The organism is Nocardia sp. PLKS1-43 (assembly GCF_059510335.1).
The window spans coordinates 16,746-35,527 of the sequence record NZ_JCAJZQ010000005.1; the positions used below are offsets into that span (position 1 = coordinate 16,746).

Here is an 18,782-nt window from a genome sequence, read left to right on the forward strand (position 1 = left end):
ATTCCCGAGTGACTCGTCGCGATGCGAACAAGTCCGCGCAGCGTCCCGGTACAGTACTCGTCCCGCGACGCGGCCGACGGCACAATCCAGGAAGCGTCATGCAGCAGATCGCCGCCACGTCCGTCGAACCGGCCACTCCCTCGGAAACCTTCGAACTATCGGCCGCTCAGCGCGGCATCTGGTTCGCCCAGCACATCGCGGGTGATGTCCCGATATCGATCGCGCAGTACGTCGAGTTGATCGGCGAGGTCGACATCGACCTGCTCGGCCGGGCGGCACGGCAGGCCGGTCGGGAATTCGGCACCGGCTACCTGCGGCTGGTCGAGGTCGAGGGCCACCCCCTGCAACTGGTGGACAGCACCCTCGACGACCGGCTGGAAACCGTCGATCTGCGCGCGGAATCCGATCCCGAGGCAGCCGCGCAGGCGTGGATGCGCGCGGAGTACCGCGCACCGCTGGATCCGCTCACCGATCGGCTGGTCAACGTCACCATGCTGCGCTTGGCGCGGGATCGCTGGTTCTGGTACTCGCGGATCCACCACATCGTGCTGGACGGCATGGGCGCGCTGACGCTGGTGCAGCGCACCGGCGAGCTCTACAACGCGGCGCTCCACGGCAGGCCCGCACCGAAGTCGAAGGCCGGGGATCTGCGCGCGGTCGTGGAAGCCGATCGCGCATACCGTGATTCGGATCGCTTCGCCGCCGATCGGGCGTACTGGCTCGAGCACCTCGACGGCATGCCGGATCCGGTGAGCCTGGCGGGACGGCTCGCCGACGCCGATGCCCACCCGAGCCGGGTCACCGGCGCGCTGTCGAAAGACACCGGGGCACTGCTGGATTCGGTCGCGCGGGCGGCCTCGTCCGGTGTCGCGCCGACGGTGGTCGCGGCCTTCGGCGCATATCTCGCCGCGATGACCGGCGCAGCGGAAGTCGTGCTGAGCCTTCCGGTTTCGGCCCGCACCACCGCGGTGCTGCGCCGTTCGGGCGGCATGATCGCCAATGTGGTCCCGCTGCGTCTGGCGACGGCGCCGCGGACGACGGTCGGTGAACTGATCGGCGCGGCACAGCGCGAACTCACCGGCGCGCTGCGCAGACAGCGGTACCGCCAGGAGGACATCTTCCGCGATCTGGGCCGGAAGATGGACGAGGCCGCGTCGTTCGGGCCGACGGTGAATTTGATGATGGTGGACACCAGGATTCAGCTCGGCCCGGTCACCGGACGCCTGCACGTGCTGACCTCGGGGCTGATCGAGGATCTGTTCCTTAATCTGTATCCCGGCGTCGGCGGCGAGAGCACGCATATCGACTTCCAGGCCAACGCGAACCTCTACAGCGACACCGAACTGGCCGCCCAGCACGAGCGTTTCCTGGGCTTCCTGCACCGATTCCTCGCCGCCGGGCCGGACGCGCCGCTGTCGGCGGTGAGCACCCTGTCCGAAACCGAACGCGCCGAACTGGTTCCCGCGCGCGGCGACCGGGACGCCGCGATCCGGACGCTGCCGGAAATCCTCTCCGCCGGTGCGGCGATCGACGCCGACGCGGTCGCCCTGGCCGAGGCCGACACCGAGCTGAGCTATGCCCGGGTCGAGCAGACCACCAACCGGCTGGCCCGGGTCCTGCTGGACGCCGGGGCCGGGCCGGAGCGCGCGGTCGCCATCTCGATTCCGCGCTCGATCGAATCGGTGCTCGCCACTGTCGCGGTGGCGAAGACCGGCGCGGCATTCGTGCCGATCGATCCGGCCTATCCGGCGGACCGGATCGAGCATATGGTCCGCGACAGCGGCGTCGTCGCGGGCATCACGGTCGAGTCCGCCCGAAAGTCGTTGCCGGACACGGTGAACTGGCTGATCCTGGACGGGCCCGCCACCGAGGCCGATACCGCCCGCCGACCGGCCGCGCCGATCACCGATGCCGGCCGGCCGCGACCGGTGCGCCCGGACCACACCGCCTACATCATCTACACCTCCGGCTCGACCGGGTTGCCCAAGGGCGTGCTGGTCACCCACCGCGGTCTGGCGAACCTCGTCGCGGGCTCGGGCGAGGGATTCGGCATCGACGCGGATTCGGTTGTCGCGCACGCGGTATCGCCCAGTTTCGACATCTCCGTCGAGGAGATCCTGGTGACCCTGGCACGCGGTGCGACGCTGGCCGTGGTGCCGCCGGCGGCGTACGCGGGCGAGGAGATGACCCGGGTGCTGCTCCGGCACCGGGTCACCCATCTGGACCTCACCCCGGCGGTGGCCGGCTCCCTGGACCCCGCCGACCTGCCGCGGTTGCGCACACTGGTGGTCGGCGGCGACGCCTGCCCGCCCGAACTGGTGGCGCGCTGGTCCGGGCGCACCGTTCTGAACGGCTACGGGCCGACCGAGACCACCATCACCACCACTCTGAGCGAGGCGCTGGTTCCCGGCGGACCGATCACGATCGGCGGACCGACGCGCGGGGTGTCGGCGGTGGTTCTGGATCCGTGGCTGCGTCCGGTGCCCGTGGGCGCCACCGGTGAGCTGTATCTGGCGGGTGCGGGCCTGGCGCGCGGCTACCACCGCCGCACCGGGCTCACCGCCGAACGCTTCGTGGCGAATCCCTACGCTCGCGGCGAGCGGATGTACCGCACCGGCGATCTGGTCCGCTGGTGTATGCGCGAGGGCCGGCACGAGCTGCAATACCAGGGCCGCAGCGATTTTCAGGTCAAGATCCGCGGGTTCCGCGTCGAACTGGGTGAGATCGACGCCGCACTGCAGGGTCTGCCGGAGATCGAATTCGCGCTGACGCTCGGTGCGCGGACCGGTTCCGGCGCGACCGCGCTCGTATCGTACGTACTGCCGCGCCCCGGAACCCGGGTACCTCCGGAAGAGGTGAAAGCCGCTGCGGGACGGTCGCTTCCGGCACACATGGTGCCCGCGGTGGTCATGGTCATCGACCACCTCCCGCTCACGCCGCTGGGGAAGGTGGACCGGAAAGCGCTGCCTGCGCCGGACTTCCGGTCCGAGACCGGGTCCGGGCGCGCTCCCGCGACGCCGCGCGAGGAGGTCCTCGCCGGACTGTTCGCCGATGTGCTCGGCCTGCCGTCGGTGGGTGTGGACGACAGTTTCTTCGCTCTGGGCGGCGACAGCATCGTGTCCATCCAGCTGGTCTCCCGGGCCAAGGCCGCCGGGCTCGGATTCAGCGCCCGGGACGTGTTCGAACGCAAGACTGTTGCCGCGCTCGCCGCGACCGCCGCGGATGTGACCGATTCCGGTGTGCGCGAACTGCCCGGCGGCGGGGTCGGCCCGATCGAGCTCACCCCGATCGTGCACGCGATGCTCGAACAGGGTGAGGCGTGGCGGCGGTTCGGTCAAGCCGTACTCGTCGGCCTGCCCGAGGATGTGGACCGGGCCCGGCTGGCAGCGGCCGCGCAGACCCTGCTGGACCGGCACGACATGCTGCGTTCGACACTGCGCCGGACCGGCAGCGGCTGGGAATGGCATGTGGGCGAACAAGGTTCGGTCGAGGCCGCACCCCTGATCCAGGTTGTGCAGGCGAATTCCGCTGACGAGGAGGCGATTTCGCGCGCCCTGGACGCGGCCGCCGACCTGCTCGACCCCGCGGCGGGGGTGGTGGCGCGCTTCGTCCTGATCGAGCGGGCCGACGCCGCGCCGCTGTGCTGGCTGGTGCTGCACCACCTGGTCGTCGACGGAGTGTCCTGGCGCATCCTGCTTCCCGACCTGGCCGTCGCCGCCCAGGGCGGGAGTCTCGACCCGGTCGGCACCTCCTTCCGGCGCTGGGCACACGGGCAGGTCGGACAAGCGGTCCGAAGGGCGAGCGAACTACCTGTCTGGCAAGGTATCTCGACGCATATCCCGGAGACCGGCCGGCTCGATCCCGCGAGAGATGTCGTGGCGACCATGGCCCAGCGGCACACGGTCCTCGAACCCGGCCTCGCCGATGCCGTGCTGGGCTCCGTGCCGGACCGATTCCATTGCGGCGCGGACGATGTCCTGCTCGCCGCGCTCGCCCTCGCGGTGAGCCGCTGGCAAGGCCGTACCCGCGCGGTTTTCACCCTGGAGGGGCACGGTCGCGAGGAGACCCTGCTGCCCGGCGCGGACATCGCCCGTACGGTGGGCTGGTTCACCAGTGTGTATCCGGCCGCGATCGACCTGTCCGGTATCGATCGGGACGACGCGTTCGCCGGTGGCGCCGCGGCCGGAACGCTGCTCAAGACGGTGAAGGAACAGCTGCGCGCACTGCCGGACAAGGGCGTCGGCTACGGCATGCTGCGCTATCTGAACGCCGAAACCGCACCCGCCCTGGCCGCGGACCCGGTCCCGCAGATCAGCTTCAACTACCTGGGCCGGGCGATCGCGACGGCCGACGAAACACCTTGGCTACCAATGCGTTTCGCGGCCACGCAGGACCAGCGCGCACCGCTGGCCGCCGCGATCGATGTCAACGCGGTGCGCACCGACGCCGGACTCGAGGCGACCTGGGCATATGCCGCACGCCTGTTCGACGCGGACGATCTGGACGAACTGGCCGGGCTGTGGCACGAGGCGTTGCGCGCCCTGGCCGAACACGCGAGCACCGCACACGCGGGCGGGCGCACGCCCTCGGACTTCGCCCTGACTCCGGTGCGGCAAGAACAGATCGACCGCTGGGAACGCGAATATCCCGAACTCGCCGACATCTGGCCGCTGTCTCCGCTGCAGTACGGACTGCTGTTCCACGCGGTCTACGACACCGACACCGCCGACGGATACACGGTGCAATCGCTGCTCACCCTCTCCGGCACCGTCGACGCGCACCGCCTGCGCGCCGCGGCACAGGCCGTGGTCGACCGGCACGAGAATCTGCGCGTCGCGTTCGTGGAGACGCACGACGGCCCCCGTCAGATCGTCTCCGCGCGCGCCGAAATCCATTGGCGGGAGGTAGATCTCAGCTCGATCACCGATTCCGCGGCGCTGCGGCGGGAGCTGGACCGCATCGTCGCGGTGGACGCGAACACCCGATTCGAACTGACCCGTGCCCCGCTGCTGCGGTTCACCCTCGTCCGCATCGATGCGGACACCTGCCGTTTCGTGCTCACCAACCACCATCTCGTGCTGGACGGCTGGTCGACCCCGCTGCTGGTGCGCGAACTGCTGATGCTGTATGTCACCGGCGGCGATGCCTCGGCGCTGCCACCCGCTCGTTCCTACCGGGAATTCCTGACCTGGCTCGATGCCGCCGACGACGCGCGCTCGCTCGCGGCCTGGACCGACTACCTGGCCGGTGTGGACAGCCCGACCCGAGCCATGCCGAGCCTGGCCGATATCGAATCTCCCGAAACCGGCACGGTTTCCACCGATCTGTCCCGCGATGTCGTCATCGCGCTGGAGAAGTCCGCGCGGGAGGCCGGGGCGACGGTCAACACGCTGATCCAGGCCGGCTGGGCGATGGTGCTGGCCATGCTGACCGGCCGCACCGACGTGGTGTTCGGCGCGACCGTGTCGGGACGTCCGCCGGAACTGGCGGGCGTGGAGGAGATGATCGGACTGTTCATCAATACCGTGCCCGTGCGCGTCCGGCTCGACCCCGCCGAGCGGGTGGTCGATCTGCTGGCCCGGGTGCAGGCCGAACAGGCGCGGCTGATGGAGCATCAGCACATCGGCCTCGCGGCCATCCACCAGGCGGTCGGACTCGCCGAATTGTTCGACACCCTCACCGTTTTCGAGTCCTATCCGATCGACCGCGAGGCGCTCACCGAATCGCTGGACGTCGCCGGCATGCGGGTGCTGGACGTCGAGGGCACCGACGCGACACCGTATCCGCTGAATCTGATGACCGTGCCGATTCGCCGGGACGACGGCGACACGCTGCGCATCAGCCTGAAATTCCTGACCGGACATTTGGACTCACCAGCGGCGAACACTCTGCTGGAACGTTTCGTGCGGCTGCTGAGCCAACTCGCGCGGGACGCGCGGTTGCCGGTCTCCCGGGTGCAGTACTGCGACGAGGCCGAACGCCACGCGCTGCTGCCGGTTCGCGGCCCGCGATCGGTGCCCTCGCGCACCATGCCGGAGATCCTCGCCGACGGCGCTCGGATCGACCCGTCCGCCGTCGCGGTCACCGCGGGCGAATTCACCATGACCTACGGTGAACTCGACGCCTGGTCGAACCGGTTCGCCCGAATGTTGTTGCGGCGCGGCATCGGTCGCGAGATCTTCGTGGTCCTGGCGATGACCCGGTCACTGGAATCGGTTGTCGCGGTATGGGCATTGGCCAAGACCGGCGCCGCTTTCGCGCCCCTGGATCCGAGCCATCCCGTGGAGCGGATCGAGCATATGCTCGCCGACTCCAAGGCGCCCATCGGCGTCACCGTGACCGAGACCGGCGAAACGCTGCCCGGCAGCATCGACTGGCTGCTGCTGGACGATCTGAGCACGATCCGGCGCGTCATGACCGTCTCGGACGCGCCCATCACCGACGCAGAGCGCGGCGGGCCGATCGACATCGAGCAGACCGCCTATCTGATCTACACCTCGGGCTCCACCGGCAAGCCCAAGGCGGTACTGCTCACGCATCGCGGCGTCGCCAACCTGGTCGTCTCGCAGCATGACTCACTGGAGGCATCGCCCCAGGCGGCGGTGCTGCAGGTGGCCTCCCCCAGCTTCGACGCCTCGGTCTTCGAACTCCTCACCGCACACAGCGCGGGCGGGCGGCTGGTGATCTCGCCGCCGGAGGTCTACGGCGGCGGCGAGCTGGAACGACTGCTGCGCGCCGAACGGGTGACCCACGCGGTGATCACGCCCTCGGCGCTGGCCACCATGGAACCGGCCGGTCTTCCGCTCTTGCGAATGCTGTCGGTGGCCGGTGAGGCGGCCACGCCCGAACTGATCGAGCGGTGGTCGCCGGGCCGGCGCATGGTGAATCTATACGGGCCCACCGAATTCAGCATCTGGGCGACCGGACCGGCCGAACTCGTCGCGGGCGGACGCATCGCCATCGGCGAGCCGATCCGCGGTGCGGCGGTCACGGTGCTGGACACCTGGCTGCGGCCCGTGCCGATCGGGATCCCGGGCGAACTCTATCTGGCCGGCCCCGCCCTGGCGCGCGGCTACTTCAACCGGTTCGCGCTGACCGCCGAACGTTTCGTCGCAGATCCGTACGGCGCACCCGGCGAGCGCATGTACCGCACCGGAGACATGGTGCGCTGGGTGCTCGACGCGCACAGCCGGCCGGTCCTGGAATACCTGGGACGCAGCGACTTCCAGGTCAAGATCCGCGGCCTGCGGATCGAGCTCGGGGAGATCGACGCGGCGCTCTCGCGCGAGGAGCAGGTCGACTACGCGGTGACGATCGGCCGCGCCGGTCCCGCCGGCACGACCGTGCTGGTGTCCTACGTGCTGCCCGCCGAGCAGGCGCGAGTGGACACCGATGACCTGCGGCAGCGGGTCGCCGCACAACTTCCCGGATATATGGTGCCCGGATATATCGTTGTGCTGGAATCGATTCCGCTCACCCCGGTCGGCAAATTGGATCGCGCCGCCCTGCCGATACCCGACTTCTCCGAGACGAACCGGCCCTACCTCGCGCCGCGAACCCCGGAGGAGGACAGCCTCGCCAGGGTGTTCGCCGAGGTACTCGGCGTAGCGCGGGTCGGGGTCGATCAGTCCTTCTTCGAGCTGGGCGGTAACTCCCTGAGCGCGACCAAGGTGGTCTCCCGGATCAACTCGGCACTGGGATCGACTGTGGCACTGCGGGATCTGTTCGACGCGCCGACCGTCGCGCAGCTGGCCGCGCGGGTCCAGCCCGGCGCGGCGGCATCCGGGCGCCCGGACCTGGTCGCGCGGATCCGCCCGGACCGCATTCCGTTGTCCCCCGCGCAACAACGCATGTGGGTGCTCAACCGGATGGATCCGAGCGCGTCCGCCTACAACATCGCGGTCGCCCTCCGGCTGACCGGCGCACTGGATCTCACGGCGCTGACCGCCGCGCTCGGCGAGCTCGTCGCCCGGCACGAGAGCCTGCGCACGGTGTACCCGGCCGATGGTGACGGCGCGCGTCAGGTCGTCATCGACGCGACCGCGGGAACCCCGGAGATCACGCTGGCCAGCACCGAGGACGGCGCACCGCTGCGGGCCCGGATCGCCGAACTCGGCGGCGCCGGTTTCGATCTCACCGAGGAGCTTCCGCTGCGCGCGGGCGTTTTCGCCCTGCCGGCCCCGGACCGGACTCCGGTCCACGTCGTGGTGCTGGTCGTGCACCACATCAGCGCCGACGGCGCCTCGATGGCTCCGCTGGCAGCGGACCTGATCACCGCCTACGCCCGGAACGCCACCGGCATCGGTGCGGTCCCCGCGCCACTGCCGATCCAGTACGCCGATTTCGCGATCTGGCAGCGCGAGCTGCTCGGCCCGGAGTCGGATCCGGAATCAACTGCCGCACAACAGATCCTCTTCTGGCAGAAGACGCTCGCCGGTGCGCCGGAGGTGCTCGAACTGCCCGCCGACCGCCCGCGACCGGCGGTTCAGTCGATGCGCAGCGCCGATATCGGTTTCACCGTGGATGCCGAAAAGCACCGTGCACTGGTCGCTTTCGCGGCCGAACACGCGGTGACGCCCTTCATGGTCGTGCACGCCGCGCTCGCGGTACTCACCGCGCGCCTGGGCGGCACCGGCGACGTGGTCATCGGCACGCCGGTGGCCGGGCGCGGCGACCGGAACCTCGACGCGCTGGTCGGCATGTTCGTCAACACCCTCGCCCTGCGCACCCGGGTCGACCCGGCCGCCGGTTTCGCCCAATTCCTGGACACCGTCCGCTCCGCGGATCTGGACGCCTTCGCCCACGCCGACGTGCCGTTCGAGCATCTGGTCCAGGTGCTGGACCCGGATCGCTCGACCGCCTACCACCCGCTGTTCCAAGTCTCGCTGAGCCTGCAGAACTATGTGGAACCGGTCCTGGAACTGCCCGGGCTGCACGTGGAAATCGAGCAGGTGGACCGCGACTGCGCGCAGTTCGACCTGACTTTCGATCTGCGCGAGCACTTCTGCGAGCACCGACCGGCCGGACTGGACGGTGTGCTGACCTACGCCACCGACCTGTTCGACGAGACGACCGCGCGCACCCTGGTGACCCGCTGGCTGCGGATTCTCGATGCGGCGCTCGCCCGGCCGCGAACACCGCTCGGGGATATCGAAATCCTCGACTGCGCCGAACGGGCCGCGCTCGTCCCGCTGCGCGGTGCCGAATCCGTCGGCACCACAACACTTTCGGCGTTGTTCACCAACACGGTCGTCCGCTACCCGGACCGCCCCGCCCTCATCGCCGACGGGCGCACGATCACCTATCGCGAACTCGATGAGCAGGCCGGACGACTGGCCGCGCTACTCGGCGACACGGGGCCGGAAACCGTGGTGGCGCTGGGTCTTCCGCGCTCGGCGGAACTGTTCGCCGGTGTCTGGGCGGCGGCACGGGCCGGCGCGGCCTTCCTGCCGGTGGATCCGCGTCATCCCGCCGAACGCATCGAACATATGCTCACCGATTCCGGTGCGCGCGTGGGAATAACCCTCGCGGCCCATCGCCCGCAACTGCCCGACACCACGCACTGGATCGTCCCGGACGCACCCGAAGATACCGGCCCTTCGCGAATCGCACTGCGGGACATTCGCGTTCACCCCGACTCTCCGGCATGGCTGATCTACACCTCGGGCTCCACGGGGCTGCCGAAGGGCGTTTCGGTGACCCATCGCGGCATCGCCGATCTGATCGCCACCCAGGCCGACCGGCTCGGCCTCGGGGAGAACGCACGGGTATTGCAGGTGGCCTCACCGAGTTTCGACGCGGCGGTGTTCGAGGCGCTGATGGCCTTCGGATCCGGTGGCGCACTGGTGATCTCGCCGCCGGAGGTCTTCGGTGGAGCCGAGCTGGCCGCGCTGATCGATGCCGAGGCGGTGACCCATGTGGTGATCACACCGTCGGCGCTGGCCACCATGGACCCGGACGACGTGCCCGATGTCCGGGTGCTGGCCGTCGCCGGTGAGGCGATGGGCGCGGAGCTGGTCCAGCGCTGGGCGGGCGACCGCACCCTGATCAATATGTACGGCCCGGCCGAATTCACCATCTGGGCGACGAGTTCGCCGCTGTCGGCCGGTGCGCCGGTCGCCATCGGCACGCCGGTGCGGGGCGCGGCGGTGCTGGTGCTGGACGACCGGTTGCATCCCGTTCCGGCCGGTGTAGGCGGCGAGCTGTATCTCGCCGGCCCGGCGCTGGCCCGCGGCTATCACGCCCGCACGGGCCTGACCGCCGAACGTTTCGTCGCGAATCCGTTCGGCGCGCCCGGTGAGCGGATGTACCGCACCGGCGATCTCGTGCGCTGGACCGGAATCGGCGCGCAGCAGCGGCTGGAGTACCTGGGCCGCACCGATTTCCAGGTCAAGGTGCGGGGCCAGCGGATCGAGCTGGGCGAGATCGATGCGGCCCTGAACCGCATCGAGGGCGTCGACTTCGCGGTGACGCTGGGCGTCCCCGGGCCCACCGGCGCGACCGCGCTGGCGGCCTACCTGGTTCCCGAACCCGGCGTCGAACTCGATATCGCCCGGATACGTTCGGCGGCCTCGGAAGTCCTGCCGGGGTACATGGTGCCCGCGGCGTTCATGATCCTGGACGCGGTGCCCATCAACGCGGTCGGCAAACTCGACCGCCGGGCGCTGCCCGAACCGCGGTTCGCGGCCGCCCGCACCGAGTACCGGGCGCCGGCCACCCCGACCGAGCGGGCGCTGGCCGATGTGGTCGGCGAGTTGCTCGGCATCGAGCAGGTGGGCGCCGACGATTCGTTCTTCGCACTCGGCGGTGACAGCATCATGGCGATCCAGCTGGTGTCGCGAGCCAAACAACTCGGGGTGAGCTGCACACCGCTGCAGGTGTTCGAACACCGCACGATCGCGGCGCTGGCCTCGGCGGCCGACGCGGAAGCCGAAACCCTCACCCTCGACGAGTTGCCCGGCGGCGGTGTCGGGGAGGTCCCGCTCACCCCGATCGTGCACTACATGCTCGAAAGGGGCGGCGACTACGGACGTTTCGCGCAGAGCGCGGTGCTGGAACTGCCGCTGGGCATCGAACGCGCGCAACTCGTCGCGACCCTGTCCGCGGTGATCGACCGGCACGATATGCTGCGCGCCCGGCTCGTCGGCCATGGCGTGCACCCGCGCCTGATGGTGGCCGAACCGGGTTCGATCGAGGTGGACGCCCTGGTCCACCGGATCGGATGCGATACCGAAGACCCGGTCGAACTCCGGGAATACGCCGCCAGCGAACTGGATTCGGCGGCGAACCGGCTCGATCCCGCGAACGGTGTAGTCCTGCAATTCATCTGGCTGGACCCGGTGGGCGACGCGGGCTCGCGGACGAAACCGGGGCGACTGATGATCCTCGCCCACCACCTGGTGATCGACGGTGTCTCCTGGCGCATCCTGGTGCCGGATCTCATGGCCGCCTGGGCCCAGGTCCGCACCGGCGCCACCGCGGTCCTGGCCGACACCGGCACCTCGATGCGCCGGTGGGCGACCGCGCTGAGCGACCAGGCCCACGCACCCGGCCGCGTCGCCGAACTCGGCTACTGGCAGAACGTCATCGAAGGATCCGACCCACTCATCGGACCGCGCGAGCTGGACCCGGCCGTGGATCGCGCGCACACCGTGCGCAGCATCGATCGGCAGGCCGATGCCGCGGTCACCGAGGCCTTGTTGACCACGCTGCCCGGCCTGTTCGGCGGCGGCGTGCAGGATGCCCTGGTGGCCACCCTCGCGCTGGCGCTGCGGCGGTGGCGCGATACGGCGGAATCCAGCGTGCTGCTTCGCCTCGAGGGCCACGGCCGGCAGCAGGAAGTGGTTCCGGGAGCGGATCTTTCGCGCACGATCGGCTGGTTCACCACCCTTTATCCGGTGCGGCTGGACTTGACGGGGATCGATGCCGCCGATGCCCTGGCGGCGGGCCCGGCCATGGGCGCGGCCATCGCGACGGTCCGCGATCAGCTTCTCGCCGTGCCCGACAACGGAATCGGCTTCGGGCTGCTGCGTTATCTCAACCCCGCCACCGCGGCCGAACTGCCGCGACGGCTGCCGGGCCGGGTGAGCTTCAACTACCTCGGCCGTTACGCGACCGGCGAGATCCCCGCGGGCCTGGAAGGGCTGGGCTGGTTGCCCGCCGACGACCTCGGCGAGCTGCATGCCGCCGAATACCCCGATGTACCAGTGCAATCCGCCGTCGAGGTGACCGCGATGGTCGTCGGGGATAGCCTGCGAGCGAGTTTCGGCTTCCCCGGAACGCTGCTGCCCGACGACGCGGTCGCCGAGCTGGCCGATCTGTGGATCGAGATGCTCACCGCGGCAGCATATTTCGCCGAATCACCGAACGCCCGGACCATCGCGGCGCGGTATGCGCCGACGACCGAGCCCGGCGCTTCGGGCGGTCTCGGACTCGATGTGGTGCTGCCGATCCGGCCCGGCGGCACGAAACCGGCGCTGTTCTGCGTCCATCCCTCCTCCGGAATCGCCTGGACCTACCTCGGTTTCGCGGAATCGCTCGCCGCGGACCGGCCAGTCTACGGACTGCAGGCCCCGGACCTGGGTGGTCGCGAACCCTCGCCACGCTCGATCGAGGAATTCGCCGAACGCTACGTCCGGGAGATCCGCGCGCTCCAGCCGCACGGGCCGTATCACCTGCTGGGCTGGTCCTTCGGCGGGCTCATCGCCCATGCGATCGCGGCCCGGTTGGAACGCGACGGCGGCCCGGTCGGCGTGGTGGCCCTGCTCGACGCCGACACCGCGGATATCGACGGTGACAGTATCGAACGGCTCGACGCGGGGACGTTCGTGCACGAATTCGGCTCGGTGTTGGGCATCGAGAACGTCCCCGCCTCGGCCACCGCACAGGATGCCGCGGATCTGATCCGCGACCGGCTCGGCGGCGTCGAACTCGTCGACGCGGCCACCCTCGAACGCATGGCCGCCTCCTACAACGCCGCCGCGCGCACCCGGACCGGCTACCGGCGACCCGTATTCCACGGCGACATCGTGTATTTCAGCGCGACCGCCGGCACATCCGAGATCTTCGGCCCCGACGGCTGGCGGCCGTACGTGACCGGCGAGATCACCACGCACGAGGTCGATGTCGCCCACGACGACATGACCGCACCGCACGTGCTGCCCATCATCGCCCGCGTGCTCGACGAACATCTGGGAGGCAACGATTAACGGTTCTCCTGCATGAATGCAGGAGATTTCCAGCTCAGACTGCAACCACACCACCCACCTGGAGGAGGGGATCCGATTGTCTTACATCCTCGACACCGACGTGGCCCCGTTCTGCCACGGCCAGAATCACTCTGGCAGCGTTCCGATCCCGACTGTCGGCGTAGCCGCAGTCCTGGCACCGGAAGTCTCTCTCGTGCAGTTCGAGTCGCTTGGTTCTCGCGAAACACCGGCTGCACGTCATGGTCGTGTAGGCTGGCCGGACCATCACCACCTTCCGCCCGGCCCGCACGGCACGCTCGACAAGTTCCCGCTTCGCCGCACCGATCGCCGCGTCCGCGGCCTTGCGCGCCATGCTCGACTTGGCAAGAAAGAGCGGATTGAAGTCCTCGACCGCGATCAGATCGTAAGTCGCAACGACTCGTTTCGCCCACACCCGGCAATCGTGGACAGTTTGCCGAGCAGCTTTCTTCGCCAATCGGGCAGCCTGCATCTTGGCGTCGCTGTATCCCCGCGACTGCGGTCGACCCTTCCGATACCGCCGCGCCATCCTGCGTTGCGCCTTGGCCAACTCGGCGGCGCATCGTTTCCGATGCCCGAGATACGGCAAATCAAAGCATGGGTCAGTAGCAGTGGCAGTCGTGGTCACACCCCAGTCGATACCGATCTCACCCTCAGCACGCGAATGTGCCGGGATCTCCCGGCGCACCACGAACGAGGCATACCAGCAGCCCAAATTGTCTCGGTAGAGACGAACCGACGTTGGCGCCGAGGGCAGCTCACGCGACCACACAACCGGAATCGCGAGGCCTTTCGGCAGCATCAGACGACCATCCCGGATCGAGAATCCACGCGTCGTATATTCCAACGACGGCAAGGAAGTCTTGCAAGACTTGAACTTCGGGCGACCACGCCCCTTCACCTTGAACGAATGGTCCAGCGCTCGGGCGTAGTCACGAAGCATCTGCTGCTGGGCGACCTGGGATCCCTCACGCAACCACGGCAATCTCGCCCGCGCTCCGGTAAGCAGCTTCCCGAGTCGCGCGAAAGTCGGCTTCTGCCCGGATCTCTGCTGGTGAACCGCCTCGTTCCACAACCACCGGCAACGGCCCCACTCCGCCAGCAACGCAGTCTCAGCAGTGCGCCCAAGCCGCAACCGGTACGTGTAGCGCACGACCTCATCCACTCGAACATACTATCGAAAGAAATTGTGATGCAACGAAATCAGAACAGCAGTCTTTTCATCCCAGCCGTCAGCCACAGGGGATCCCAGGAAGGATATCGATGAGTTCCGGACACGGAGTCCTGGTCGAGGGGATCGAGAAATCCTTCGGCGAGGTGGCCGCGTTGCGCGGCATCAGTTTCACCGCGGAACCGGGCGAAGTGCTCGGTATCCTGGGGCCGAACGGCGCGGGTAAGACCACGACCGTGAACGTGCTGTCCACGCTGATCGCGCCGGACCGCGGACGTGCGCTGGTCGCGGGGCACGACGTGGTCGCCGATCCGGCAACGGTGCGCCGATCGATCATGCTCACCGGCCAGTACGCCGCCCTGGACGACATGCTCAGCGGGTTCGAGAATCTGGTGATGTTCGGCAGGCTGATGGGCCTGCGTAAACGCGCCGCGCGCGCCCGCGCCCAGGAGCTGATCGGCGAATTCGACCTCACCGCCGCGGCGGGACGCAAGGTGGGCACCTATTCCGGCGGTATGCGGCGGCGGATCGATATCGCCTGCGGACTCCTCGTGCGGCCCGAGGTGGTATTCCTCGACGAACCCACCACCGGCCTGGACCCGCGCAGCCGCCAGAGTGTGTGGGACCTGGTGTCGGACTTCAAGAATGCGGGCATCACCACCCTGCTCACCACGCAGTACCTCGAGGAAGCCGACGCGCTGAGCGATCGGATCATCGTCATCGATCACGGCGTGGTGATCGCCCAGGGCACCGCCGACGAACTGAAATCCCGTATCGGAGGCAGTTATTGCGAGGTGGTGCCCGTCCATGCGGCGGATCTGCCCGTTCTCACCGACGCGCTGTCCGGACTGCTGCCGCCGGAGTTCGGCCTCCCGGTCGAATCGGACCGGATCGCGATTCCCGCGCCGGACGGACATCGCACCCTCGCCGAGGTGCTGCGCCGGATCGACGCGACCGGACTCGACGTGGTCGACATCGCCCTGCGCCGGCCCTCGCTCGACGAGGTATTCCTCCGGCTCACCGGTCGCCCGGCCACCCAGGCCGAGGCCGAACGCGCGGAGGTGAGCGTATGACCGCCCGGATCTGGCCGGCGCGCGCGGGCGCGACGCCGCGACGGACACAGCAGTGGTGGGTGCTGACCGTCCGGACGATCGTCCCGGCGGTGCAATCCGGCGAACTGCTGACTTCGATCCTGGCGCCCGCCGCCTTCACCGCCAGTTTCTACATTCCGCTGAAGACGATCATGACGTTCACCGGAACCGGATTCAGCAGTTACGCCCAGTTCATGATGCCGCTGGTGATCCTGCAGGCGTCGGCGTTCACGGCGGTCTCGGCCGCGTTCCGGGCGGCCGGTGACGCGGTCGCCGGGCTCAACCGGCGATTCGGCTCGATGCCGATCGGCCCGCTCATCCCGGCCTCGGCGCGGTTGTGCGGCAACGTCTTCCGGCTGCTGATCGCGCTGGCGGCCGCGCTGCTGTGCGGATACGTCATCGGCTTCCGGTGCTACCTGGGCACCGCGCGCACGATCGAATTCCTGCTGTTCTCCATCCTGATCGGGACGGCGTTGATCCTGGCCGCCGATGTCATCGGCACCGTCTCGCGCAGCCCGGAGACGACCGCGCAGGCGCTGGTGTTGCCGCCGCTGATCTTCGGCATGCTCTCGACCGGCCTGGCACCGGCGAACCAATTCCCTTCCTGGGTACAGCCTTTCGTTCGCAACCAACCCGTGTCGCAGTGGGCCTCGGGGCTGCGCGCACTGGCCGGGGACCGCTGGCCGCACGGCGAGTCGGTGAGCGTCGCGCTGCTGACTCCCCCGATCGTGTGGGCGGTCGCGATTCTCGTTTTCTGCCTGGGGTTTTCGATCCGTCTCGGCAAAGGAAGAGCATGACCGCACTCATCGCCGATCGCGCGCCGCGGCCGGTGGCCGGGCCGGAGACGTCGGTTTCCGCGCTGGCGCTGCACACCATGATCCAGACTCAGCGGCTGTTGCTGCGCTGGGCGCGCAACCCCGTCGCGCTGCTGGAGACGCTGATCATCCCGTGTCTGCTGCTGATCATGCTGGACACCGTGATCGGCGACCAGATCCGCCGGTTCACCGGCACCGACGCGCTGAACAGTTCGGTGCCGCTGGCCACCGTCGTCGGCGCACTGTCCGGGGCGGTGGCCAGCGGCATCCTGCTCGGGCGCGAGCGGGACGCGGGACTGCTGGCCCGGTTCTGGGTACTGCCGGTCCATCGCGCCTCGGGCCTGGCCTCGCGCATCCTGGCCGAAGGCTGCCGCATCCTGGCCGGGACACTGGCGATCGTCCTGGTCGGCTATGCGCTGGGTTTCCGGTTCCGCGAAGGTTTCCGGGCCGCGATCGGATTCGTGTGCATTCCGGTGCTGTTCGGCGTGGCCTTCGCCGCGATCGTCACCGCCGTGGCGGTCTTCACCGCGAAATCCACACTGGTGGAAGGGATTACGATCATCACCTCGCTGATGATGTTCTTCAGTACCGGATTCGTCCCGCTGCCCGCGTATCCGCAGTGGATCCGGCCCGTGGTGCACAATCAGCCGATGTCGACGGCGGTCGACACCATGCACGCGCTGGCCGCGGGCGGGCCGCTGGCCCGGCCGCTGACCCTGACGTTGCTCTGGTCGATCGGTGCGATCGTGGTCTTCGCGGTGCCCGCCGCCCTGGGCTATCGTCGCGCGAGCCGGCGATGACACCCGCCCGAAGATCATTTACCGCGGTGCAGGATTCCGGTCAGATTCGTGGCCACGCCGTTCGTGTAGGTGAGGGTGCCGTCCGGATTGCGCTCGAGCGTGGTGATCACGCCCAGGCGTGCACACGGCTTGGCCGGGCTGTTCTCGACAGGTCTGGCACGCAACATGATTCGCGCGGGCCCGGCCAGGGTCAGCGTCTCCTTGCGGGTGCAGGTGCCCTGTTTGGCACGACCCGCCGTGACGGCGGTGCCGACCTCCTGACCGGTCTTTCCCGGTTGCAGGGTCACCGTGACGTCGAAGGTACCGGCGCCGTCGGTCGCGCTGCCCTTCCAGGAGCCGGCGTAGGCGGCCGGTAGCTGATCGTCCGCCCGCGCCGCGGGCGCCCCGGAGGACGTGATGCCCGGATGTCCGGCGCCGGAAGTCTCCGATCCCGGATTCGCGGTGGCGACCGCGGCCTTCCCGGCGCCTGCCCCGGACCCGTTGCCGGTCACCGCGACACCGATCGCCACGGCCCCGAGCAGCGCTACGGCGGCCACGCCCCCGATGACGAGCGGACGCCGCCCGGCCCGGATTCCCGGCATCCGCGCGGTGCGCGGGCCGGCGTGCGGAACCGAGGCGGTCGCGGTTCGCGGACCATCCCATCGGGTTCCGGTACGCACCGCCGTATCGCCGATGTCGGTCTCGCGCGGCGGGGCGGTCTCGATCGCTGCCAATTCGTCTGCGCGGCGCTGGATTTCAGCCACGATCGGTGCGGGCAACCATCGATCCGGGCCGGGCGGACGCAGCGCCGCGAGCTGGCGGACGATCTGCGCCGGAGTGGGCCGATCTCGCGGATCCTTGGCCAGACACGCCGCCGCCAGGCCCCGCACTCGCTCGGGAACGCCGTCCAGCCGCGGCTCCTCCTGGATAACCCGCCACAGCATGGCGATCGTGTCGCCGGTGCCGAACGGGGCGGCGCCCGTGGCCGCGTAGACCAGCAGGCCGCCGAGGGCGAAGACGTCGCCCGGCGGACCCGCGACGCCGCCGGTGATCTGCTCCGGCGACATGTAGCCGGGCGAGCCGATGATCTTGCCCGTCGTGGTGAGCGCGGTCTCGCCGTCGGTCGCGCGCGCGATCCCGAAATCGATCACTCGCGGACCATCCAGCGCCACAAGCACATTCGACGGTTTGAGATCGCGATGCACCATCCCGGTGGCGTGCACGTCCAGCAGCGCGCGGGCCAGTCCCGCGGCGAGCGCGATCAGCGAGGGTTCGGGCAGCGGGCCGAAAGCCTCCACCACATCGGTGAGCGAGGGGCCGCACACGTATCCGGTGGCCAGCCATGGGCGGGGACCGTCGACGTCGGCGTCGTAGACCGGCACGGTGTGCGGTCCCGCCACGCGCCGCGCCGCGGCGACCTCGCGCCGGAACCGGGTGCGAAAGGTGTTGTCGCCGGCCAGGTCCTGACGCACCACCTTCACCGCGACCGTGTGTCCGGCACCGTCGCGCCCGAGGTAGACGCAGCCCATCCCGCCGGCGCCGAGGATGCCCAGCAGCCGGTACGGCCCCAGGGTCTCCGGATCGCCGACACCCAGTGGCCGAGCCGGGATGGGTGACCGTCGCGTCGCGACCGTCTCACGCATCGGAGGCTGATTCATCAACACACACTTTCCGTTCGGCCGCGGGCATCGGCCGGGTCG

The 18,782-nt window shown here is 69.3% G+C and carries 6 protein-coding genes; 4 read left to right on the forward strand and 2 right to left on the reverse strand.

Annotated elements, in window-relative coordinates:
* The first annotated feature begins 98 nt into the window (after nucleotides 1-98).
* A complete protein-coding gene (locus AC5WS7_RS19535) occupies nucleotides 99-13,208 on the forward strand; it encodes an amino acid adenylation domain-containing protein (RefSeq protein WP_495955977.1) in 13,110 nt (4,369 codons plus the stop codon).
* Nucleotides 13,209-13,242: 34 nt separating this feature from the next.
* Here the strand turns inward: AC5WS7_RS19535 and AC5WS7_RS19540 are convergent, their stop codons facing one another.
* On the reverse strand, nucleotides 13,243-14,391 hold the full coding sequence (locus AC5WS7_RS19540; RefSeq protein ID WP_495955978.1) for an RNA-guided endonuclease InsQ/TnpB family protein: 1,149 nt from the start codon (nucleotides 14,389-14,391) through the stop codon (nucleotides 13,243-13,245).
* A 98-nt stretch (nucleotides 14,392-14,489) separates the two neighbouring features.
* On the opposite strand from AC5WS7_RS19540, the gene AC5WS7_RS19545 reads away from it, so the two are divergent.
* From AC5WS7_RS19545 to AC5WS7_RS19555, 3 genes are read left to right on the forward strand one after another with little or no spacing between them, the layout of a single operon-like run.
* Nucleotides 14,490-15,470, forward strand: coding sequence for an ATP-binding cassette domain-containing protein (locus AC5WS7_RS19545; RefSeq protein ID WP_495955979.1), 981 nt, complete (start codon nucleotides 14,490-14,492; stop codon nucleotides 15,468-15,470).
* Nucleotides 15,467-16,285, forward strand: a complete 819-nt coding sequence (locus AC5WS7_RS19550) for an ABC-2 transporter permease (RefSeq protein WP_495955980.1) — start codon at nucleotides 15,467-15,469, stop codon at nucleotides 16,283-16,285. Before AC5WS7_RS19545 ends, AC5WS7_RS19550 begins: the two co-directional genes overlap by 4 nt.
* The gene (locus AC5WS7_RS19555; RefSeq protein ID WP_495955981.1) at nucleotides 16,282-17,103 is read left to right on the forward strand and encodes an ABC transporter permease; all 822 of its coding nucleotides are present in this window, start codon (nucleotides 16,282-16,284) and stop codon (nucleotides 17,101-17,103) included. The genes AC5WS7_RS19550 and AC5WS7_RS19555 overlap by 4 nt, the downstream gene beginning before the upstream one ends.
* A 14-nt stretch (nucleotides 17,104-17,117) precedes the next feature.
* Here AC5WS7_RS19555 and AC5WS7_RS19560 read toward each other — a convergent pair whose 3' ends face one another.
* Nucleotides 17,118-18,740 carry a serine/threonine-protein kinase gene (locus AC5WS7_RS19560; protein ID WP_495955982.1) on the reverse strand — a complete coding sequence of 541 codons (1,623 nt, stop codon included), beginning with the start codon at nucleotides 18,738-18,740 and terminating at the stop codon, nucleotides 17,118-17,120.
* Nucleotides 18,741-18,782: the final 42 nt, after the last annotated feature.